We start from the raw sequence: 21,036 nt of genomic DNA on the forward strand, positions 1-21,036 counted from the left end.
CGAAGGGTCCCGAGGGGTTCTATGTCCGCTCAATCTGGTTCCCGCTATTCCGTATTCAGCCTGATCGCCAACGCGCTCAACGGCCAGAAGGGCTGGACGCCCGCCTGGCGCGATGCGGTGCCCAAGCCGGCCTATGACGTGATCATCGTCGGCGGCGGCGGGCATGGCCTCGCGACCGCCTACTACCTCGCCAAGGAGCACGGCATCCGCAACGTGGCGGTGCTGGAAAAGGGGCATATCGGCTCCGGCAATGCGGGGCGCAACACCACCATCATCCGCTCCAACTACCTGCTGCCCGGCAACGAGCCGTTCTACGAGTGGTCCATGAAATTGTGGGAGGGCCTGGAGCAGGACCTCAACTACAACGCCATGGTCTCCCAGCGCGGCATCATCAACCTCTATCACTCGGACGGCCAGCGCGACGCCTATGCCCGGCGCGGCAATGCCATGCGCCTCGCGGGCGCGGACAGCGAGCTGCTCGACCGCGAACAGGTGAAGGCGCTCTGCCCCTTCCTCGATTTCGACAACTCCCGCTTCCCCATCAAGGGCGGGCTGATGCAGGCCCGCGCCGGCACCGCCCGCCATGACGCGGTGGTGTGGGGCTATGCCCGCGCCGCCGACCGGCTGGGCGTGGACATCGTGCAGAATTGCGAAGTCACCGGCTTCATCCGCGAGGGTGACGCGGTGGTGGGCGTGGAGACCAATCGCGGCCCCATCCGCGCCGGCAAGGTCGGCCTCGCCGTCGCCGGCTCCACCTCGCGGCTGACCAAGCATCTCGGCCTGCGCCTGCCCATCGAGAGCCATGTGCTGCAGGCCTTCGTCTCCGAAGGGCTGAAGCCGCTGGTGCCGGGGGTCGTCACCTTCGGCATGGGGCATTTCTACGTCAGCCAGTCGGACAAGGGCGGCCTCGTCTTCGGCGGCGACATCGACGGCTACAATTCCTACGCCCAGCGCGGCAACCTCCCCGTGGTGGAGGACGTGGCCGAGGGCGGCATGGCGCTGATGCCGCTGATCGGGCGGCTGCGGATGCTCCGCTCCTGGGGCGGCCTCGTGGACATGTCCATGGATGGCTCACCCATCATCGACGTAGGGCCCCTGCCCGGCCTGTTCCTCAACACCGCGTGGAACTATGGGGGCTTCAAGGCGACGCCCGCCTCCGGCTGGTGCTTCGCCTGGACCATCGCCAAGGAAGAGGCGCACCGCTTCAACGCCGCCTTCCGCCTGGACCGTTTCCGCACCGGCCATGTGATCGACGAAAAGGGAGTCGGCGCCCAGCCGAATTTGCACTGATGGGCGCGGACACAAGATTGGCCGTCGTGCTCCGGCTTGACCGGAGCACCCATCTCTCCGCCAGGCACAGCGCCCGGCCCCAGCATGGACCCTCCGGTCAAGCCGGAGGGCGACGGCGGAAGGCGGGCGGAACGCCGGCTCTGCCACTCCCCCCTCACCCCTCCACCCGGACCTGACCCATGCGCATCACCTGTCCCTATTGCGGCGCGAGGTCGTCCCATGAGTTCGCCTATCTCGGCGATGCCGCGCCCACCCGGCCGGACCCGGCCGATCCCGAGGCGCCGGACGCCTTCAACGCCTATGTCTACGAGCGCGACAACGTCGCCGGCGTGATGGACGAGCTCTGGTACCACGCGGGCGGCTGCCGCCGCTGGCTCACCGTCACGCGCGACACCCGCACCCACGCCATCACCGCAGTGCGCTTCACGACCACGCGCTTCACCGGGACGGAGGCGGCCGAATGACCCGGCTTTCCGCAGGGGGGCTGATCGACCGCAGCCGCACCCTCTCCTTCAGCTTCGACGGCAAGAGCTACACCGGCCATCCCGGCGACACGCTCGCCTCCGCGCTGCTCGCCAACGGCGTGCGGCTGGTCGGCCGCTCCTTCAAGTATCACCGGCCGCGCGGCATCGTCACCGCAGGGTCCGAGGAGCCGAACGCGCTCGTCGAGCTGCGCTCCGGCGCCCGGCGCGAGCCCAACACCCGCGCCACCACCATTGAGCTGTTCGACGCGCTGGAGGCCACCAGCCAGAACCGCTGGCCCTCGCTGGACGTCGATCTCCTCAGCATGAACCAGCTCGTGTCGCCCTTCCTCGGCGCGGGCTTCTACTACAAGACCTTCATGTGGCCCGCCGCCTTCTGGGAGAAGGTCTACGAGCCCATGATCCGGCGCGCCGCCGGCCTCGGCCGCGCGGCCGAGGCGGCCGACCCGGACCATTACGAGAAAGCCACCCATTTCTGCGACGTGCTGGTCATCGGCTCCGGCGCGGCGGGCCTTGCGGCGGCGCTGGCGGCCGGGCGCACCGGCGCGCGGGTGGTGCTGGCGGACGAGGACTTCCGCCTCGGCGGCCGGCTGCTCTCCGAGCAGGCCGAGATCGACGGCGGCAGCGCGGCGGATTTCGTGACGCGGGCGCTCGCCGAACTTTCGAGCCTGCCCAACGTCCGCCTCATGCCGCGCACCACCGTGTTCGGTGCCTATGACGGCGGCGAATTCGGTGCGGTGGAGAAGGTGAGCGACCATCTCGCCGTCCCCGCCCCCTTCCAGCCCCGCCAGCGACTGTGGCGCTTCATCGCCAAGCGCTCCGTGCTGGCCGCGGGCGCGTTCGACCGGCCCATCGTCTTCCCCGGCAATGACCGGCCGGGCGTGATGTCGGCGCTGGCGCTCGCCACCTATGCCACGCGCTTCGGCGTCGGCGCGGGGCCGCGGGCAGCCGGCTTCACCAACAACGACCACGCCGTCGCCGCGCTGCTGGACGCCGCCGCGGCCGGCGTGAAGCTGGAAGCCATCGCCGACGTGCGGGAGGCTGTCGCCCCAGCGCTGGCCGCGCGGGCGAAGGCGTTGGGCGTCGATCTCCTCACCGGGAGCGAGGTCATCGCCACCTCCGGCAAGTGCCTGTCGAGCGTCACGGTGCGCACGCCCAAGGGCGTTCGCACGCTCTCCGTGGAGGCGCTCGGCGTCTCCGGCGGCGCGACGCCCAATGTGAACCTCACCTGCCATCAGGGCGGCAGGCCCATCTGGTGCGAGGACATCGCCGCCTTCGTGCCCGGCGCACTGCCGGTGGGCATGGCGGTGGCGGGCGCGGCGGCCGGGCACCTCACGCTCGCCGAAAGCCTCGCCGATGGCACCGCGCTGGGCGCCGCTGCGGCCGAGGATGCGGGCTTCGCGCCCGTCGCGGCTCCCGCCCCCGTGGCGGGCGATGCGCCCAACGGCCTCAAGGCCTTCTGGCAGGTGCACGCCAAGGGCCCCGCCTTCGTGGACCAGCAGAACGACGTGACCGCCAAGGACGTGGCCCTCGCCCATCGCGAAGGCTTCCGGGCGGTGGAACTGCTGAAGCGCTACACCACGATGGGCATGGCCACCGATCAGGGCAAAACCTCCAACATGGCGGGCCTCGCCATCATGGCGGAGCTGACCGGCAAGGGCATTCCGCAGACCGGCACCACCGTATTCCGCCCGCCCTACACGCCCGTGGCCCTCGGCGTGCTCGCCGGCCACCATCGCGGCGTGGACTTCAAGCCGAGCCGCCCCACCCCCACCCACCAGTGGGCGGAGGAACAGGGCGCGGTGTTCGTCGAGACCGGACAGTGGCTGCGCGCCGCGTGGTTCCCCAAGGCCGGCGAGGACTGGCAGGCGGCGGTGAACCGCGAGGTGAAGGCGACGCGCGAAAGCGTCGGCGTCATCGACGTGTCCACCTTCGGCAAGATCGACCTTCAGGGGCCGGACGCGGGCCGGCTGCTGGATCGCGTCTACATCAACATGTTCTCCACCCTCGGCGTGGGCAAGGCGCGCTACGGCGTGATGCTGCGCGAGGACGGGATCGTCATGGACGACGGCACCACCGCCCGCCTCGCCGACGACCATTATGTGATGACCACGACCACCGCCAACGCCGCCAAAGTGTTCCAGCATCTGGAATTCTGCCTGCAGGTGCTGTGGCCGGAGCTGGACGTGTGCCTCGCCTCCATCACCGAGCAGTGGGCGCAGATCGCCGTCTCCGGGCCGCGCTCCCGCGACGTGCTGGCGAAGCTGGTGGATGGCGCGGATGTCTCCAACACCGGCCTGCCCTTCATGGGCGCGCTCCAGACCACGGTGATGGGCGGCATGGAAGCGCGCGTCTTCCGCCTCTCCTTCTCCGGCGAGCTCGGCTACGAGATCGCGGTGCCCGCCCGCCACGGCGACAAGCTGATGCGGGCGATCATGGCGGCCGGCGCGCCCTACGGCATCACGCCCTACGGCGTCGAGACGCTGGCCGTGCTGCGCATCGAGAAGGGCCATGTCTCCGGCAGCGAGCTGAACGGGCAGACCTCCGCCCGCGATCTCGGCCTCGGGCGCATGGCCTCCACCAAGAAGGACTTCATCGGCCGCGTGATGGCGGGGCGCCCCGCCTTCACCGATCCAGACCGGCCCACCTTCGTCGGCTTCCGGCCGGTGGACCGGAGCGCGCGGCTCAAGGCCGGGGCGCATTTCCTGCCCCTCGGCGCGGCCCCCACCACTGAGAATGACGAGGGCTACATGACCTCCGTCGCCTGGTCGCCCATCCTCGGGCACTCCATCGGCCTCGGCCTCCTCAAGCGCGGGCCGGAGCGCATCGGCGAGAAGCTGCGCGCCTATGACCCGGTGCGCGGCGGTGACATCGAGGTCGAGGTGTGCTCTCCCCACTTTGTCGATCCCGAAGGGGAGAAGCAGCGTGTCTGACCTCTTCCAGTCCCTCTCCCCCGCCCACCTCGTTCCGGCCGGGCACTATGGCGTCGCAGGCGCCACCGGCGTCACGGCGCAGGTGGTGACGAACCTTGCCGCCGCGACGCTGGTTGCCCGCAAGGGCAAGACCGCAGCGCTGATCGCCGCCGCCACTGCCGCCGGCCTGCCTCTGGCGGATGCGCCAAAGGCGAGCGTCGGCGCCGGCCTTGAGGCCATCGGCACCGGCCCCGGCAAGTGGCTGGTGTTCGCCGAAGCATCGGACGGCGCCGCGCTGCGCCGGCGTCTCGAAGAGCTGGCGGCCGGCCTTGGCGCCGTCACCGACCAGAGCGACGCCAATCTCGTGCTCGATATTTCCGGCCCCAAGGCGCGCGAGGCGCTGGTGAAGGGCGTGGCGGTGGACCTCGATCCCCGCGCGTTCCAGCCGGGCGATGCGGCGACGACGCCGGTCTCCCACGTGGGCGTCACCTTCTGGCAGCGGGACGCGAGCCCCAGCTATCGCTTCGCGGTGGGCAACACCTTCGCCCCCGCCTTCCTGCGCTGGCTGGCGGCGAGCGCGGCGGAATACGGCTTCGCGCTCTCCGGCACCGATCGAGGTTGACGGCAGCGCGGCGCGCGCCTCCTCTCCCGCACCGATTTTCTGAACAGGGCGCCCGGCTGCATCGGTCGCGCGGCGCCATAAAGGACGCATCATGACCAGCCCCAACGAGCCGATCATTCTCGCCTTCTCCTGCCCTAACCGGCCCGGCATCGTCGCCGGCGTCTCGACCTTCCTGTTCGAGAAGGGCTGCAACATCCTGGAGGCGCAGCAGTTCGACGACACCGAGACCCGCCGCTTCTTCATGCGCGTGGTGTTCAACGTGGTCGAGGGCGAGGCCAGCCTCGCCGAAATCCGCTCCGGCTTCGCGGCGGTGGCGCAGACCTTCTCGCTGAGCTTCACGCTCCGCCCCGTGTCGGAAAAGCGGAAGGTGCTGCTGCTCGCCTCCAAGTTCGACCACTGCCTCGCGGACCTGCTCTATCGCTGGCGCATCGGCGAGATCCCCATGGAAATCTCCGGCATCGTCTCCAACCACCCGCGCGAGACCTATGCCCACCTCGATTTCGACGGCATCCCCTTCCACCATCTGCCGGTGACCAAGGCCACGAAGCTGGAGCAGGAAACGCAGGTCTGGGAGATCTTCCAGTCCTCCGGCTCGGAGCTTGCCGTGCTCGCGCGCTACATGCAGGTGCTGTCGGATGGGCTGTCGGCCAAGCTCTCGGGCAAGTGCATCAACATCCACCACTCGTTCCTGCCCGGCTTCAAGGGCGCCAAGCCCTATCATCAGGCCCATGCGCGCGGCGTGAAGCTCATCGGCGCCACCGCCCACTACGTGACCTCGGACCTCGATGAAGGGCCGATCATCGAGCAGGACGTGGAGCGCATCTCCCACCAGGATTCGCCCGAGGATCTCGTGCGCAAGGGTCGCGACATCGAGCGCCGGGTTCTGGCGCGGGCCATCTCCTGGCACCTGCAGGACCGGGTGCTGCTGAACGGTTCCCGCACCGTGGTGTTCCGGGACTGACCTCAAAAAAGGGAACCCGGCACCGGGGCCGGGGCGTTGAGGGGGCGATATCCACCAAAAGGAGAGAGCCCCATGCAACGCCAGGGCATGCTCGTCGCCGCGGCATTCGTGCTGGTCCTCGCGCTGGTCGCGGCGAATCTGTTCTCCAACCGCGGCAGCCCCGAACCGAGCGAGACCGCGCCGGAGAACATCACCGTGCCGCGCGGAAATCCCCCGCCCATGACCACCGCACCCGACGCGCCTCCCGGCCGGACCCTTTCGCCGGCGGAGCAGAACCGGACGAGCCAGTAACGCCTGCCCACTTTCTGGGCATAAGGTGCACATCCTGCGCCCCGCAGTGGCAAATCAAGCCGCTGCGGGGCGCAATTCATTTGCATCAAGTATCTGATATTTATGTGTTTATCAGAAATTGCATACAAGTGGCGCGCTTCCTGCTAGACCCCTGCCATCAGGCGCGTGGAGCGCCGTCATCAGGGTAGACCATGCAGACCGTCGCCAGCCTCCTCGAAGCCCACAGGTCCGGCCTCCGCTCCGTCTCGGATACGGTGCGTGGCGTCTATGCCCGGCTTGCGGTGCATGACGACCCGGCCATGTTCATCACCCTGCGTGACGAAGCCGATGTGCTGGCCGAGGCGGCCACGCTGGAGGCCGCCGGCAATACGGCGCTGCCGCTCTACGGCGTCCCGGTGGCGGTGAAGGACAATATCGACGTCGCCGGCCTGCCCACCACCGCCGCCTGCCCGGCCTTCGCCTATGTGCCGGCGCGCGACGCCACCGTCGTGGCGCGGCTCAAGGCGGCGGGCGCGCTCATCATCGGCAAGACCAATCTCGACCAGTTCGCCACCGGCCTTGTGGGCGTGCGCTCGCCCTATGGCATCCCGCGCAACTCGGTGAACCCGGAGCTGGTGCCGGGCGGCTCCTCCTCCGGCTCGGCGGTGGCGGTGGGCGCGGGCATCGTGCCGGTGTCGCTGGGCACCGACACGGCGGGATCGGGCCGCGTGCCGGCCATGCTGAACAACATCGTGGGGCTGAAGCCCTCCCTCGGCCTTGTGCCCAACACCGGCCTCGTGCCCGCCTGCAAGACGCTGGACTGCATCTCCATCTTCGCCCTTACCGTGGACGACGCCATGGCGGTGCTGAACGTCATCTCCGGTTTCGACGCTGAGGATGCCTATTCCCGCGACCTGCCCATCGGCCCGCTCACCGCCGCCCCGCCCGCGCCGGTGCTGGGCATCCTGCCCGTGGCGCAGCGGGAGTTCTTCGGCGATGCCGAGTCGGCGGCCGCCTATGAGGAGGCGCTGGCGCGCTTCGCATCGCTGGGCGCGGTGCTGAAGGAGATCGATTTCTCCGCCTTCGCCGAAACCGCGCGCCTGCTCTATGAGGGGCCGTGGGTGGCGGAGCGCTGGATCGCCGCCGAGCACCTTTTGACCACCGATCCCGATGCGGTGCATCCGGTGACACGGGCCATCACCGAGCCCGGCGGCAAGGCGAGCGCGGCGGATGCCTTCCGCGCCATGTACAAGCTCAAGGAGCTGCGCGCCCGCGTCGCCCCCATCCTCGGCGGCATCGACGCGCTGCTGCTGCCCACCGCGCCCTCCGCCTATACGGTGGAGGAGGTGCTGGCCGACCCCATCCGCCTGAATTCGCGCAATGGCACCTACACCAATTTCGTGAACCTCATGGATCTGTGCGGCATCGCCGTGCCGACCAAGATCACCGCCGCCGGCGTCCCCTATGGCATCACCCTCCTCGCCCCCGCCGGGAAGGATGCGGAGATGGCGGCGCTGGGCCGCGCCTATGTGGCGGCGGGCAATCTGCCGCTGGGCTGCGGCCATGCGCCCGCGCCGGCCCTGCCCCCGCTTACGGCCGCGCAGGAGCCGGGGCGGCTCGATGTGTGCGTGTTCGGCGCCCACCTCTCCGGAATGCCGCTCAATGGCGACCTGAAGGCCATGGGCGCGCGCTTCGTGCGCGCCGCCAAGACGGTGCCGTCCTATCGCATGAAGCTCCTCCCCGGCGCCGTGCCCCGCCCGGGCGTGGTGCGCGTGACTGCGGACGGCGCGGCGGTGGAGGGGGAGGTGTGGTCCCTGCCCTTCGAGGGCGTCGGCCGCCTGCTCGCAACCATCCCGGCGCCGCTCGGCCTCGGGCAGGTGGAGCTGGAGGACGGCAGCCGCGTCACCGGCTTCCTGGCCGAGGCGGCGGCCCTCGACGGGGCGCGGGACATCACCCGGTTCGGCAGCTTCCGCGCCTTTGCCGCAGCCGCCGAATAGGCGCTCCGACTGACTGAAGGGAACCGCACAAAAGCGTGCGGGGGGTGTCGGCGGGCTGGACAAGGTCGAGCGATACACTGTATCAACTGGCCATCGAAACCAGCGCGCCGGCCCCCATGTCCCTGTCCCTTTCCCCTTCCGCAGCGACGCCGCCGGCCCGCGAGGCGACCGGCCGGCAGGACCGCGCCGCGCCCGTCGGCGCCGCCGGTGCCGTGGGGGGACACGACCAGGGCGATCATGGGCACGGCCATCACACCCATGCCGCTTCTCCGGCAGGCCGCAGGCCGCCCGTGCGCATCGGCGCATCGGTGCTGCGCATGTCCCTAGCGGGGCGGCTCGCGCTGGTGTCGGTGCTCCTCCTCGTGCTGTGGAGCGCCGTCCTGCTGGTGACGGGAGGCGGCGCATGACCGCGCAGATTTCGTTCCGCAACCTCACCCTCGGCTATGAGCGCCACCCGGCCGTCCACCACCTCTCCGGCGATGTGGAGAAGGGTGCGCTGCTCGCCATATGCGGCGCCAACGGCGCCGGCAAGTCCACGCTCCTCAAGGCCATCGGCGGCGCCCTGAAGCCGCTCGGCGGCACCATCGACCGTCACGGCCTCGACCCGCGCGAGATCGCCTACCTGCCGCAGGGCGCCGAGATCGACCGCAGCTTTCCCATCCATGTCTACGACATGGTGTCCATGGGCCTGTGGCGGCGCGCCGGCCTGTTCGGCGGCATCGGCCGGGTTGATCGGGAGAAGATCGAGCACGCCATCGCCGCCGTCGGCCTCGAAGGGTTCGAGAACCGTCCCATCGGCACGCTCTCCGGCGGGCAGATGCAGCGCACTTTGTTCGCCCGCCTGCTGCTGCAGGACGCCCGCGTGATCCTGCTCGACGAGCCGTTCACCGCCCTCGACGCCAAGACCGTGTCGGACCTCGTGGAACTGGTCCGCCGCTGGCACGGCGAGAAGCGCACCGTCATCGCGGTGCTGCACGATTTCGATCTGGTACGCGCGACCTTCCCGCAGACGCTTCTCCTCGCCCGCACGACGGTCGCCTGGGGTCCGACGGCGGAAGCGCTCGACCCCGAGAACCTGCTCAAGGCCCGCCGCATGGGCGAGTCATGGCGGGACGACGCTGTCCCCTGCTCCGACGCGGCCTGATCCGACTTTCACCGACCGGCATGCGCCGGTCTGATCCTGACCAAGCATTCACCGACCGGCCCCGCCGGTTCCATGGACGCACATCACTGCTTTTGCGCTTGGCCGGGGACCACGGGCTCCGTCCAAGGCCGGTCCGGTTCCTCCAACCCACCGGATCGGCTCCCCGGCCAAGCGCAAGGGCAGGACGATGACAGATCCGGCCGGCCGCCCTGAACGCGGCCCGCAGCCCGGGATGGTTCGATGAGCCTCTATGATACCTTCATTTCTCCCTTCGTGGAGTTCGAGTTCATGCGGCGGGCGCTGGCCGGCGTGTTCGCGCTGTCGCTCGGCGCGGGGCCGGTGGGCGCGTTCCTCATGCTGCGGCGCATGTCGCTGACGGGCGACGCCATGGCCCACGCCATCCTGCCCGGCGCGGCCATCGGCTTCCTGTTCGCCGGCCTCAACCTCTACGCCATGACTGCGGGTGGCCTTGCCGCCGGCCTTCTGGTGGCGGTGGGCGCGGGCGTGGTGGCGCGGGCGACGGGGATGAAGGAGGACGCCTCGCTGGCCGCCTTCTATCTCATCTCGCTGGCGCTGGGCGTGCTCATCGTCTCGCTGCGCGGCTCCAACGTGGACCTGCTGCATGTGCTGTTCGGCACGGTGCTGGGCATCGACGACGCGACGCTGGTGCTCATCGCCGGCATCACCACCATCACGCTGCTCACCCTCGCCGTGGTGTGGCGGCCGCTGGTGCTGGAATGCGTGGACCCCACCTTCCTCGCCTCGGTGAGCCGCAGCGGCGGCATCAGCCACATCGCCTTCCTGTCGCTGGTGGTGCTGAACCTCGTGGGCGGCTTCCACGCCCTCGGCACACTTCTCTCGGTGGGGCTGATGATGCTGCCGGCCGCCACCGCGCGCTTCTTCGTGCGCGACCTCACGGCGCTGGTCACCACCTCGACGCTGATCGCCTTCGGCTCAGGCGTCGCGGGGCTGCTCGTCTCCTACAATCTCGGCACGCCGTCCGGCCCGTCCATCATCCTGGTCGCCGGGCTTGCCTATGCCGGTGCCGTCTTTTTCGGGCCGATCGGCGGGCTTGCCGGCCGCCTCGTCCCTCGCCGTCACCTCGAAGCCTGATGAGGACTTTCATGATCTCCAGACGTCTCCTTCTCGCCGCCGGCATGGTCGCCGGCCTTACCGTGGCCGGACCGGCGCTTGCGCAGGCCCCGGCGCAGAAGATGCCCGTGGTGGCCTCTTTCTCCATCCTCGGCGATTTCGTGAAGCAGGTGGGCGGCGACCGCGTGGCCGTGACCACCATCGTCGGCCCCAATGGCGATGCCCACGTCTACCAGCCCACCCCCGCCGACGCGAAGGCGGTGGCGGCGGCCAAGGTGGTGTTCGTCAACGGCCTCGGCTTCGAAGGCTGGATGGATCGCCTCATCAAGGCCTCCGGCACCAAGGCGCCCATCGTCGTCGCCACCAAGGGCATCACGCCCCGCACCGGCTTCGTCGATCATGACGACGACGAGAAGCCGAAGGGCAAGGGCAAGGACAAGCACGACCACGCCAAGGAAGAGGGCGGCCACGACCACGGCGGCATCGATCCCCACGCCTGGCAGTCCATCGCCAACGCCAAGGTCTATGTGGCCAACGTGCGCGACGGCCTGATCGCCGCCGATCCGGACGGCCGCGACGTCTACACCGCCAATGCCGCGGCCTACACCGCCAAGCTCGATGCGCTGGAGACGGAAGTGAAGTCCGCCATGGCCAAGATCCCGGCCGAGCAGCGCCGCATCATCACCTCCCACGACGCCTTCGGCTATTTCGGCGAGGCCTACGGCCTGGTGCTGGTCGCCCCCGAGGGTGTCTCCACCGAGAGCGAGGCCTCGGCCAAGGACGTCGGCCGCATCATCCGCCAGATCAAGGCGCAGAAGATCCCGGCCGTGTTCGTCGAGAACGTCACCGACCCGCGCCTCATCCAGCGCATCGCCAAGGAAAGCGGCGCCAAGGTGGGCGGAACGCTCTATTCCGACGCGCTGTCCGATGACAAAGGCCCCGCGAGCACCTACATCGACATGATGCACTCCAACGTGCGCGAACTCTCGTCCGCTCTGTCGAGCTGAGGGGACGCCCGTTTCCTTCCGGCGGCCGCCTCGCGCGGCCGCCGCAGTACCAAGGTGAAGCCATGGCTGAAACGCAGGCCGAGAAGATCCCCGTCACCGTGCTGACCGGCTATCTGGGTGCCGGCAAGACCACGCTGCTCAACCGCATCCTGTCGCAGCCCCACGGCAAGAAATTCGCCGTCATCGTCAACGAGTTCGGCGAGATCGGCATCGACAACGACCTCGTGGTGGGCGCCGACGAGGAAGTGTTCGAGATGAACAACGGGTGCATCTGCTGCACCGTGCGCGGCGACCTCATCCGCATCATCGACGGCCTGCTGCGCCGCAAGGGCGGCTTCGACGGCATCATCGTCGAGACGACCGGGCTCGCGGACCCCGCCCCCGTGGCCCAGACCTTCTTCGTGGACGAGGAAGTGCAGGCCAAGACCAAGCTCGACGCCGTGGTCACTGTGGCCGACGCCAAGTGGCTCTCCGACCGCCTGAAGGACGCCCCCGAGGCGAAGAATCAGGTGGCCTTCGCCGACGTGATCCTCCTCAACAAGACCGACCTCGTGACCGGCGCGGAGCTGGACGCGGTGGAAGCCCGCATCCGCGGCATCAACCCCTACGCCAAGCTCTACCGCACCCAGAAGTCCGAGATCGACATCGCCAAGGTGCTGAACCAGGGCGCCTTCGATCTTGAGCGCGTGCTGGAGCTGGAGCCCGCCTTCCTCGAGGAGGACGAGCACCACCATCACCACCACGCCCATGGCGAGGCGTGCGGCCCGGACTGCGGCCACGATCACCACGATCATGACCACCATCACCACGGGCTGAAGGCGGTGCATGACGAGGAGATCCAGTCGGTCTCCTTCTCCACCGACAAGCCGCTGGACCCGGACAAGTTCTTCCCCTGGGTGCAGAACATTGTTCAGGTGGAGGGGCCGAACATCCTGCGGTCCAAGGGCATCCTGTCGTTCAAGGACGATCCCGACCGCTTCGTGTTCCAGGGCGTCCACATGATCCTCGACGGCGATCACCAGCGCCCGTGGAAGGACGATGAGAAGCGCCTCAGCCGCATCGTCTTCATCGGCCGCCAGCTCAAGCGCGACCTGCTCGAAGAGGGCTTCCTCTCCTGCGCGGCGTGAGGGCCGTTTGATCGGGGCACGACGCGCCCGATCGTCATTCTCGCCCTGCGCCGCCCGGTCCGGCCGGCGCAGGGTTTCGGGAGAGCCTGTCAGTTCCCCGTCAGCGCCTTCAGCGCCGCGAGCACCTGTTCCGTATCCGCCCCCAATCGCGGGCTGGCGCTCTTCGCCACCTGCCGCACGCCGTCGAGCACGATGGGGCTTGCCACGGCGGGAATGGTGCCGCCGCCGGCCTCCGCAAGGTCCACGCGCAGGCCGCGCGCCTTGACCTGCGGATCCTCGAACACCTGCGAAACCGTATTGATCGGCCCCGCCGGCACGCCCTTCGCCTCCAGCGCGGCGAGAAGGTCGTCGCGGGCGAACGCCATGGTCAGCGCGGTGAGCTTCGGCACCAGCACGGCGCGGTTGGCGACGCGGGCGGGATTGGTGGCGTAGTCGTCCTGATGCGCCAGCTCCGGCGCGCCGAGCACGGCGCAGAAGCGGGCGAACTGGCCGTCATTGCCGATGGCGGCGATGAAATAGCCGTCCGCGCAGGGGAAGACCTGATAGGGCACGATGTTGGGATGGGCATTGCCCATGCGCTTCGGCGCCTTGCCGGAGGTGAGATAGTTCATGGCCTGATTGGCCAGTACGCCCACCTGCGTGTCGAGCAGCGCCATGTCCACATGGCCGCCCGTGCCGGTCTCGTCCCGCCGCCGCAGCGCCGCGAGGATGCCCACGGTGGCATAGAGGCCGGTGAAGATGTCGGCGAAGGCGACGCCCACCTTCTGCGGCTCCCCTTTCGGCGCGCCGGTGAGGTCCATGATGCCGCCCATGCCCTGCACGAGGAAGTCATAGCCCGCGCGCGGCGCATAGGGTCCGTCCTGCCCGAAGCCGGTGACGGAGCAATAGATAAGGCGCGGGTTCTCTTTCTTCAGGCTCTCATAGTCGAGCCCGTACTTCTTCAGGCCGCCGACCTTGAAGTTCTCGATGAGCACATCGCTCTGCCGGGCGAGATCGCGGATGATCTGTTGCCCCTCTTCCGTCTCGAAATCCACCGCCACCGAGCGCTTGCCGCGGTTGGTGGAATGGAAATAGGCGGCGCCGAGGTCCGCCCCGTCCGCCCCCTTCAGGAAGGGCGGGCCCCAGGTGCGCGTATCGTCCCCACCGCCCGGCCGCTCCACCTTGATGACCTCCGCCCCGAGATCGGCGAGCAACTGCCCGCACCAGGGTCCCGCGAGGATGCGGGCGAGTTCAAGGACGCGAAGGCCGGCGAGGGGAGCGGAGGCAGGGGAGGACATGGGAGGACTCGTGTTGACGAATGAGCCGGACGACGATGCCGGCACCGCAGCGTCCGCTGTCATCCCCCGGCTTGTCCGGGGGATCCACTGTGCCGTTTGTCAGGCGGCCGGCCAAGTGGCGCGGTGGATGCCCCGGACAAGCCGGGGCATGACGGTCTTTTGTGGCGGGTGGGCGCTCTCAGAAGAACGCCTGGATCCCGGTGATCGCCCGGCCGAGGATCAGCGCGTGGATGTCGTGCGTGCCCTCGTAGGTGTTCACCGTCTCCAGGTTCGCCGCGTGGCGGATGACGTGGAATTCCGCGGAGATGCCGTTGCCGCCGTGCATGTCGCGGGCGACCCGCGCGATGTCCAGCGCCTTGCCGCAATTGTTGCGCTTGAGGAAGGAGATGGCCTCGATGGGCAGCGTGCCCTCATCGAACATCCGGCCCGCGCGCAGCGCGAGCTGGAGGCCGAGGGCAATCTCGGTCGCCATGTCCGCGAGCTTCTTCTGCACCAGCTGGGTGGCGGCCAGCGGCCGGCCGAACTGCTTGCGGTCCAGCGTGTACTGGCGGGCGGCGGCATAGCAGGCTTCCGCCGCGCCCATGGCGCCCCAGCCGATGCCGTAGCGGGCGCGGTTGAGGCAGCCGAAGGGGCCGGGCAGGCCGGCGGCGTTGGGCAGGAGGTTCTCTTCCGGGATCTCCACGTCCTCCAGCACCACCTCGCCGGTGATGGAGGCGCGCAGCGAGAGCTTGCCCTCGATCTTGGGGGTGGAGAAGCCCTTCATGCCGCGCTCCACGACGAAGCCCTTGATGGCGTTGTCGTGCGCTGCGGACTTCGCCCACACCACCGCGAGATCGGCGATGGGCGAATTGGTGATCCACATCTTCGCGCCGTTGAGGCGATAGCCGCCGTCGATCTTCTCGGCGCGCGTGCGCATGCCGGCGGGGTCGGAGCCGGCGTCCGGCTCGGTCAGGCCGAAGCAGCCGACCCACTCGCCGGTGGCGAGCTTGGGCAGGTACTTCTTGCGCTGCTCTTCGGTGCCGTAGGCGTAGATGGGATGCATGACGAGGGAGGACTGCACGCTCATGGCCGAGCGGTAGCCCGAATCCACCCGCTCCACCTCGCGCGCGGCGAGGCCGTAGGCGACATAGCCGAGGCCGGCGCCGCCGTATTCCGCCGGAATGGTGGGGCCGAGCAGGCCGAGCTCGCCCATCTCGTTCATGATCTCGCGGTCGAACCGCTCGTCGAGATAGGCCGAGGTCACGCGCGGCAGGAGCTTTTCCTGCGCATAGTCGCGGGCGGTGTCGCGCACCAGGCGCTCGTCCTCGGTGAGCTGGCTGTTGAGATCGAAGGGGTCGGCCCAATCGAAGATCGGCTTACCGGATGCGGCCATGGTGCGTCTCCCGCGCTAGAAATCACCGCCGGATGGCGGCGGGCATTTACATTCCTACCAGTCGGTATATAAATAAAAGCCAATCGTCAAGGAGCACGACGCTGCAGGATCGAGGCGACCACGAACAGGATGCGCCGGCCCGCCCGGCCCCCGCCCGGCGGCGCGGCCGTCCGCCGAAATCGGCGGCCCTGCGCGTCGCGGCGGACGGCGACGGCGCGCGCCTTGGCCGCCCGCCGATGATGAACGACCCGCGCGCGGAAATCCTGCGGCAGGCCGCGCAAATGTTCGCGCAGAAAGGCTATGTGGATTCCTCGCTTAGCGAGGTGGCGCGGTCGCTCAATTATTCCAAGGGCGCCATCTACAACTATTTCTCCTCCAAGCAGGAGATCTATGACGCCATCATCATCTTCACGCTCACCGGGCTTAACGACGCGTCAGCCGCGGCGGTGAAGCGGGAGGACCCGCCGGCCGAGCAGTTGAAGCAGTTCATGGTCGCCCACGCCCGCTTCCTGGCCGACAATTACGATTGCTTCGTCACTATGCTGGTGGGCTTCTCCGGCATGGCCAATACCGGGCTGAAGGGCGATGCCCTCGCCTTGCGCGATGCCCATGAGGGGCTGCTGCGCCGGATTATCGCCGATGGCGTGGCGGACGGCTCATTCCGCGAGGTCGGCGCGGCCATGACCGGCCGTGCGGTGCTTTCGCTGCTGAGCTGGATGGTGCGCTGGTTCAAGCCCGGCGGCGGCAAGTCGGCCGAAGAGGTCGCGCTGGAATATCACGATCTGCTGGTGCGCGGGCTGGTGGCCTGAGCGGGCGTCACCCCCCTCCCCCCTCCATGCTCTTCATCAGCACATCGAGCCCTTCGTCGGGCGTTGCCGTGGGCCAGTCGGGCATCTGGTGGCGGAAGAAGGTGGCCTGCCTTTTGGCATAGCGACGGGTGTCGCCCTGGCCTTCGGCGATGGCGTCGGCGAGGGACATCTCCCCCTTGAGATAGCGCGTGAGGGCCGGCGCGCCGTGGGCCTTCAGCACCGTGCGGTCGGGGGCGAGGTTGCGCGCGGCGAGCGCACGCACCTCCTCCAGCGCCCCGGCGGCGATCATCGTCTCGAAGCGCGCGTCGATGCGCTGGCGCAGTGTCTCCCGGTCCACCTCCAGCACGATCTTCGCGCAGCGCGCCGCATCGAGCACCGGCGGCTGGGCGTCCTTCTGCCAGTCGGTCAGCGAGCGGCCGGTGGCGTGGATCACCTCCAGCGCGCGCAGCACCCGCTGGCGGTCGTTCACCTTCAGCCGTTCGGCGCTTGCGGGATCGACCGTGGCAAGTCGGGCGTGGAGCGCGACGCTGTCCAGCGCCTCGGCCGCGCCGCGCACCTCGGCGCGCACGGCTTCGGGAATGGCGGGAATTTCGGCAAGCCCCTGCGTCAGCGCCCGGAAATAGAGCCCCGTGCCGCCCACGAACACCGGCAGGCGCCCCGCCGCCTCCGCCTCGGCGAGGGCGCGCTTGGCGTCCTCCAGCCAGCGGCCGACGGAATAGTCCGTGTCCGCATCCACATGGCCGTAGAGGCCGTGGGGCACCCGCGCCATTTCCGCGACGGTCGGCCGCGCCGTGAGCACCCAAAGATCGCCATACACTTGCATGGAATCTGCATTGAGGACGATGCCGCCCGTCCGCTCGGCGATGCTGAGCGCGAGCGCCGACTTGCCGCTGGCGGTCGGACCTGCGATGAGCACCGCCAACGGTTTTCCCCCTTTGAGCTTTGAAAATGCCATGGCCTACGTCGCGACGCTGATTTCAAACCCATCTGCCCCGGCTTTGACCTACGAGGCAATCCATGCCGCCCTTTCCGTGCTGCCTGAGGCGCAGGATCCGGTGGTGCTGGACGACGGCGTGGCCGTGGACATCCATTTCGTGCCGGAACTCGCGGCCGATGCGGGCGCGCTGGCGGACGCGGTGCGCGGCGCGCTCGGGGACGCCCCCATCGACGTGGTGGTGCAGCTTGAGACCGGCCGGCGCAAGCGCCTGTTCCTCGCCGACATGGATTCGACCATGATCGGGCAGGAGTGCATCGACGAGCTGGCCGACCTCGTGGGCCTGAAGGCGCACGTCTCCGCCATCACCGAGCGCGCCATGCGCGGCGAGATCGCCTTCGAGCCGGCCCTGCGCGAGCGCGTGGCCCTGCTGCGCGGCCTGTCGGCGGGCGTGGTCGGCGACGTGCTGCGCGAGCGCATCACGCTGACCCCCGGCGGGCCGGAGCTGGTGGGCACCATGAAGGCCAACGGCGCCTATGCCGCCCTCGTCTCCGGCGGCTTCACCTTGTTCACGCAGGAGATCGCCGCGCGCATCGGCTTCGACGAGAACCGCGCCAACGAACTGCTGGTGGAGGACGGCACGCTGCTGGGGGCGGTGGCCGAGCCCATCCTCGGCCGCGACGCCAAGCTCGCGACGCTGGTGGAATTGCGCGACCGCCTGCACCTTGCCCCGTCCGAGACCATGGCCGTGGGCGACGGCGCCAACGATCTCGCCATGCTGGGAGAGGCGGGCCTCGGCGTCGCCTATCACGCCAAGCCCGCGGTGGCGGCGGCGGCCCATGCCCGCATCGACCACGGCGACCTCACCGCGCTGCTCTACATGCAGGGCTACAGAAGCAGCGAATTCCGCACGACCTGAGAGCTTGCCGGCCCCTCAGTATAGGGGGCCGTCATCGCCCTGCGCGTGCCGTCATCGCCCTGCGCGGCCGGGCGATCCACGGGGCGGCCGGGTCGGACGATCGTGGAGCACGCAGGCGGATGGATGGATCGCCCGGACAAGCCGGACGATGACGCTTTGCGATGGGCCGATCGCGGCCCCCGCTGGAGGCGGGTCAGACTCCCGCCCCGCACCTTACTGCGCCGTCCCCTGCCCTGCTGCGGCGGCGCCCTGCTGGTTCTGGGCGTTCTGCGAGCGGGGCAGCGGGATGATGCGCACCTTGCGCTGACCCGGCTGCTCGGAGGCGGGTGCGAGCGGCGCGGCGACGGTGGCGGCCACCGGACCACCGGCGGCGGCTTCGGCGGCAGCGGTGCTACCCGCGGGCGGCTTCGCGGCCGCCTTGCCGCCCTTGGTCGGCTCGGCGGGACGCGGCGCGGACATTTCGCGCGCCTGCTCCTCGGTCACGAGGATGTCGCCCTTGCGCAGGGTGGTCTCGTCCTCAAGCCCGGCGAGGGCCTGCGCCCACGACTGGCCGGCCGGCTTGCAGGTGCAGGAGGGCACCAGTTCCTTGCGGTAGCGCAGGGCGTTGGGCAGCGACATGTAGGACTGGCCGGAGATGCTCACCGCCGACTTGATGTCGCCGCTATAGGTGAAGAGCTGCGCATCCGAGCCCGGGCACAGCCGCTTGCAGAGCTGTTCGTCCTGCGCGTAGCGGCTGGAATTGGTGGCGCTCGCCATGGGGAAGAAGTAGCCGTCGCAGGTCCTGACGCACACGGTGCGCGAGGAATAGGTCTTCGGCGTCTCCAGCGGCATCAGGTCGAGGTCGGGCGAGGTTTCCTCGCTCTGGGGCTGCTGGGTGCCGAAGATGGCCTCGAAGAAGTTCTTCGGCTTGGCCGGCTCGGCGGCGCGGCGGGCGGCCTGGACGGCGGCGGTGTATTGCGGGCCGCAATTGTTCTGGGCAAGGGCGATGATGAGCGCCCGGCGCTGGCCGCCATTGTCGGTGCCACCGCGCTCCAGCCCGGCGATCTGCGACCTCAGGCGCGAGACCTGATCGTCGATCTGGTCGCACTGGGGCGGACGGGGCGGGCCCTGGAAGATGAGGAAGCCGCGCGGCGCATCGCAGCCCATGCCGCGCGCCTGGGCGGACAGACGGTCGAGATCGCCACGGAGCTTGGCGGCCTGCGCCTGCTGGTTGGCGACGCCGCCGGCGCTGCGGTCGAGGGCCATCAGCGAACCTTCGAGCTGCTGGCAGGTGGGGCTGCCGGCCTGCGCCAGCGCGGTGCCCGCGGTGGTGAGGGCGACCATGAGGCCCAGCGCCAGACGGCGCGCAGCACCTCGCGCAGCCTTTCCACGGGCTGCAATCCGGGCCATCCGAATGGCGCCGATCCCTCGCGCGGACTCCATCCTCAGCTCTTCTCTCCACTGGCGCCGTGCCGATCCGGCGCCCCTCTATAGACCGACAGCGGGGGACAATGGTGACGAAACTGTGGCCCCTCTCCGGAAGGTGAGGGGCCGGCCCGGTTGCGTTCCCGCGCGCTCAGCCGCGGCCGCGCGCGCGGATGTTGTAGCTGTCGTAGGCGTATTCCGCGATCTGCCACCACACCAGCTGATCGGCGCGGATGGCGAGCATGGAATCGAGCGCCTGCTTGAACGCCGGGTTGGTGGCGGCCAGCTCGTTGTACAGCTCGAACGACGCCTTGTAGCCGGCCTCCATGATGGACGCCGGGAACGGCTTCAGCTCCACACCCTGCTGCACCAGCCGGCGCAGCGCCGGGGGGTTTACCGAATCGTACTTCGCCAGCATCCAGTTGTTGGCGGCCTCGGCGGCATTGCGGACGATGGCCTGGTAGTGCTTCGGCAGCGCGTTCCACTGGGCGTTGTTGATGACGAGGTGCAGCATGGCGCCGCCCTCCCACCAGCCGGGGTAATAGTAATACTTGGCCACCTTCACGAGGCCGAGCTTCTCGTCGTCATAGGGGCCGACGAACTCCGCCGCATCGATGGAGCCGCGCTCCAGCGCCGGATAGACGTCGCTGGGGGCGATCTGCTGCGGCACCACGCCGAGCTTCGCCAGCACCTGCCCGCCGATGCCGCCGATGCGGAACTTCAGGCCCTTCAGGTCGGCGACGTCGTTCAGCTCCTTGCGGAAGAAGCCGCCCATCTGGCAGCCGGAATTGCCGAGCGGCATGCCGGTGACATTGTACTTGGCGAGCACGCCGTTGATGATTTGCTCGCCGCCGCCGAAGAACCACCAGGAGTGCTGCTGGCGCGAGTTGAAGCCGAACGGCACGCCGGTGCCGAAGGCCAGCGCGGTGTCCTTGCCGGTATAGAAATAAGTGGCGGTCTGGGCGCACTCGACCGAGCCGGTGGAGACCGCATCGAGCGCCTGCAGGCCCGGCACCAGCTCGCCGGCCGGGAAGGTCTGGATCTGGAAGCGGCCGTCGGTGGCCTCGGCCACGTACTTGGCGAAGATCTGCGCCGTGCCGAAGATGGTGTCGAGGGAGCGCGGGAAGGAGGAGGTGAGGCGCCACTTCACCTCGGGCTGGGTCTGCGCGAGGGCGGGGGCGGCGACCGCGCTGGTGGCGAGCGCGGTGGCGGACGCGCCAATGAAATGGCGGCGCTTGATCTCCATGGATGTGCTCCTCGGGCCGTTGATCGGGCTCTATGGGGTAGGGCGAAACCTTGCGATGGGGCGAAAGGGGTGTCACGCGGCGCGTCGGCCGTCAATGTCGGCAATCGCCGGAGGAGTGATATTGCGCCGCTCTTCCGCTGCGGCCGGGGCATCCCATATGTCGGGGGCCCG

19 protein-coding genes are annotated in these 21,036 nt (G+C 69.2%); 14 read left to right on the plus strand and 5 right to left on the minus strand.

The annotated features are described in order from the left end of the window. The first annotated feature begins 21 nt into the window (after nt 1-21). From XAN126_RS0115705 to XAN126_RS0115760, 12 genes are all read left to right on the plus strand, one after another. Nucleotides 22-1,290, plus strand: a complete 1,269-nt coding sequence (locus tag XAN126_RS0115705) for a sarcosine oxidase subunit beta family protein (RefSeq protein ID WP_024279539.1) — start codon at nt 22-24, stop codon at nt 1,288-1,290. Between the two features lie 179 nt (nt 1,291-1,469). Further along, nucleotides 1,470-1,754 carry a sarcosine oxidase subunit delta gene (locus XAN126_RS0115710; protein ID WP_024279540.1) on the plus strand — a complete coding sequence of 95 codons (285 nt, stop codon included), beginning with the start codon at nt 1,470-1,472 and terminating at the stop codon, nt 1,752-1,754. Continuing rightward, nucleotides 1,751-4,705, plus strand: a complete 2,955-nt coding sequence (locus XAN126_RS0115715) for a sarcosine oxidase subunit alpha family protein (RefSeq protein ID WP_024279541.1) — start codon at nt 1,751-1,753, stop codon at nt 4,703-4,705. Before XAN126_RS0115710 ends, XAN126_RS0115715 begins: the two co-directional genes overlap by 4 nt. Next, entirely contained in the window at nt 4,698-5,306 is a 609-nt protein-coding gene (locus tag XAN126_RS0115720) for a sarcosine oxidase subunit gamma family protein (protein WP_024279542.1), read from the plus strand. Before XAN126_RS0115715 ends, XAN126_RS0115720 begins: the two co-directional genes overlap by 8 nt. Before the next feature lie 91 nt (nt 5,307-5,397). Then, nucleotides 5,398-6,267, plus strand: a complete 870-nt coding sequence (gene purU, locus XAN126_RS0115725; RefSeq protein WP_024279543.1) for a formyltetrahydrofolate deformylase — start codon at nt 5,398-5,400, stop codon at nt 6,265-6,267. 72 nt (nt 6,268-6,339) lie between these two features. After that, on the plus strand, nt 6,340-6,558 hold the full coding sequence (locus XAN126_RS0115730; RefSeq protein WP_024279544.1) for a hypothetical protein: 219 nt from the start codon (nt 6,340-6,342) through the stop codon (nt 6,556-6,558). Between the two features lie 191 nt (nt 6,559-6,749). Then, nucleotides 6,750-8,534 carry an allophanate hydrolase gene (gene atzF / locus XAN126_RS0115735; protein WP_024279545.1) on the plus strand — a complete coding sequence of 595 codons (1,785 nt, stop codon included), beginning with the start codon at nt 6,750-6,752 and terminating at the stop codon, nt 8,532-8,534. A 116-nt stretch (nt 8,535-8,650) separates the two neighbouring features. Then, a complete protein-coding gene (locus XAN126_RS0115740; protein WP_024279546.1) occupies nt 8,651-8,941 on the plus strand; it encodes a hypothetical protein in 291 nt (96 codons plus the stop codon). Continuing rightward, nucleotides 8,938-9,678 carry a zinc ABC transporter ATP-binding protein AztA gene (gene aztA / locus XAN126_RS0115745; protein WP_024279547.1) on the plus strand — a complete coding sequence of 247 codons (741 nt, stop codon included), beginning with the start codon at nt 8,938-8,940 and terminating at the stop codon, nt 9,676-9,678. The genes XAN126_RS0115740 and aztA overlap by 4 nt, the downstream gene beginning before the upstream one ends. 240 nt (nt 9,679-9,918) lie before the next feature. Next, nucleotides 9,919-10,791: a metal ABC transporter permease gene (locus XAN126_RS0115750; protein WP_024279548.1), complete on the plus strand. Its 873-nt coding sequence runs from the start codon at nt 9,919-9,921 to the stop codon at nt 10,789-10,791. A gap of 11 nt (nt 10,792-10,802) precedes the next feature. Beyond that, nucleotides 10,803-11,777, plus strand: a complete 975-nt coding sequence (locus XAN126_RS0115755) for a zinc ABC transporter substrate-binding protein (protein WP_024279549.1) — start codon at nt 10,803-10,805, stop codon at nt 11,775-11,777. A gap of 62 nt (nt 11,778-11,839) precedes the next feature. Further along, nucleotides 11,840-12,904, plus strand: coding sequence for a GTP-binding protein (locus tag XAN126_RS0115760; protein WP_024279550.1), 1,065 nt, complete (start codon nt 11,840-11,842; stop codon nt 12,902-12,904). An 89-nt stretch (nt 12,905-12,993) separates the two neighbouring features. Here the strand turns inward: XAN126_RS0115760 and XAN126_RS0115765 are convergent, their stop codons facing one another. Together XAN126_RS0115765 and XAN126_RS0115770 are read right to left on the minus strand one after the other, a co-directional pair. Continuing rightward, nucleotides 12,994-14,181, minus strand: a complete 1,188-nt coding sequence (locus XAN126_RS0115765) for a CaiB/BaiF CoA-transferase family protein (protein ID WP_024279551.1) — start codon at nt 14,179-14,181, stop codon at nt 12,994-12,996. 178 nt (nt 14,182-14,359) lie between these two features. Then, nucleotides 14,360-15,553 (minus strand): acyl-CoA dehydrogenase, encoded by a 1,194-nt coding sequence (locus XAN126_RS0115770; protein ID WP_024279552.1) that lies wholly within the window; start codon nt 15,551-15,553, stop codon nt 14,360-14,362. 239 nt (nt 15,554-15,792) lie between these two features. On the opposite strand from XAN126_RS0115770, the gene XAN126_RS0115775 reads away from it, so the two are divergent. Next, on the plus strand, nt 15,793-16,362 hold the full coding sequence (locus tag XAN126_RS0115775) for a TetR/AcrR family transcriptional regulator (RefSeq protein WP_024279553.1): 570 nt from the start codon (nt 15,793-15,795) through the stop codon (nt 16,360-16,362). Between the two features lie 7 nt (nt 16,363-16,369). Here the strand turns inward: XAN126_RS0115775 and miaA are convergent, their stop codons facing one another. Next, nucleotides 16,370-17,317, minus strand: coding sequence for a tRNA (adenosine(37)-N6)-dimethylallyltransferase MiaA (gene miaA, locus XAN126_RS0115780; RefSeq protein WP_024279554.1), 948 nt, complete (start codon nt 17,315-17,317; stop codon nt 16,370-16,372). Here miaA and serB point away from each other — a divergent pair. Beyond that, nucleotides 17,316-18,215 (plus strand): phosphoserine phosphatase SerB, encoded by a 900-nt coding sequence (gene serB / locus XAN126_RS0115785; protein ID WP_024279555.1) that lies wholly within the window; start codon nt 17,316-17,318, stop codon nt 18,213-18,215. The genes miaA and serB overlap by 2 nt on opposite strands. 213 nt (nt 18,216-18,428) lie before the next feature. Here the strand turns inward: serB and XAN126_RS26420 are convergent, their stop codons facing one another. Continuing rightward, the gene (locus tag XAN126_RS26420) at nt 18,429-19,604 is read right to left on the minus strand and encodes a DUF2865 domain-containing protein (RefSeq protein ID WP_081762849.1); all 1,176 of its coding nucleotides are present in this window, start codon (nt 19,602-19,604) and stop codon (nt 18,429-18,431) included. Between the two features lie 166 nt (nt 19,605-19,770). Then, nucleotides 19,771-20,859 carry a TRAP transporter substrate-binding protein DctP gene (dctP, locus tag XAN126_RS0115795; protein ID WP_024279557.1) on the minus strand — a complete coding sequence of 363 codons (1,089 nt, stop codon included), beginning with the start codon at nt 20,857-20,859 and terminating at the stop codon, nt 19,771-19,773. Nucleotides 20,860-21,036: the final 177 nt, after the last annotated feature.

This window comes from Xanthobacter sp. 126 (assembly GCF_000526175.1).
Lineage (GTDB): Bacteria > Pseudomonadota > Alphaproteobacteria > Rhizobiales > Xanthobacteraceae > Xanthobacter > Xanthobacter aminoxidans.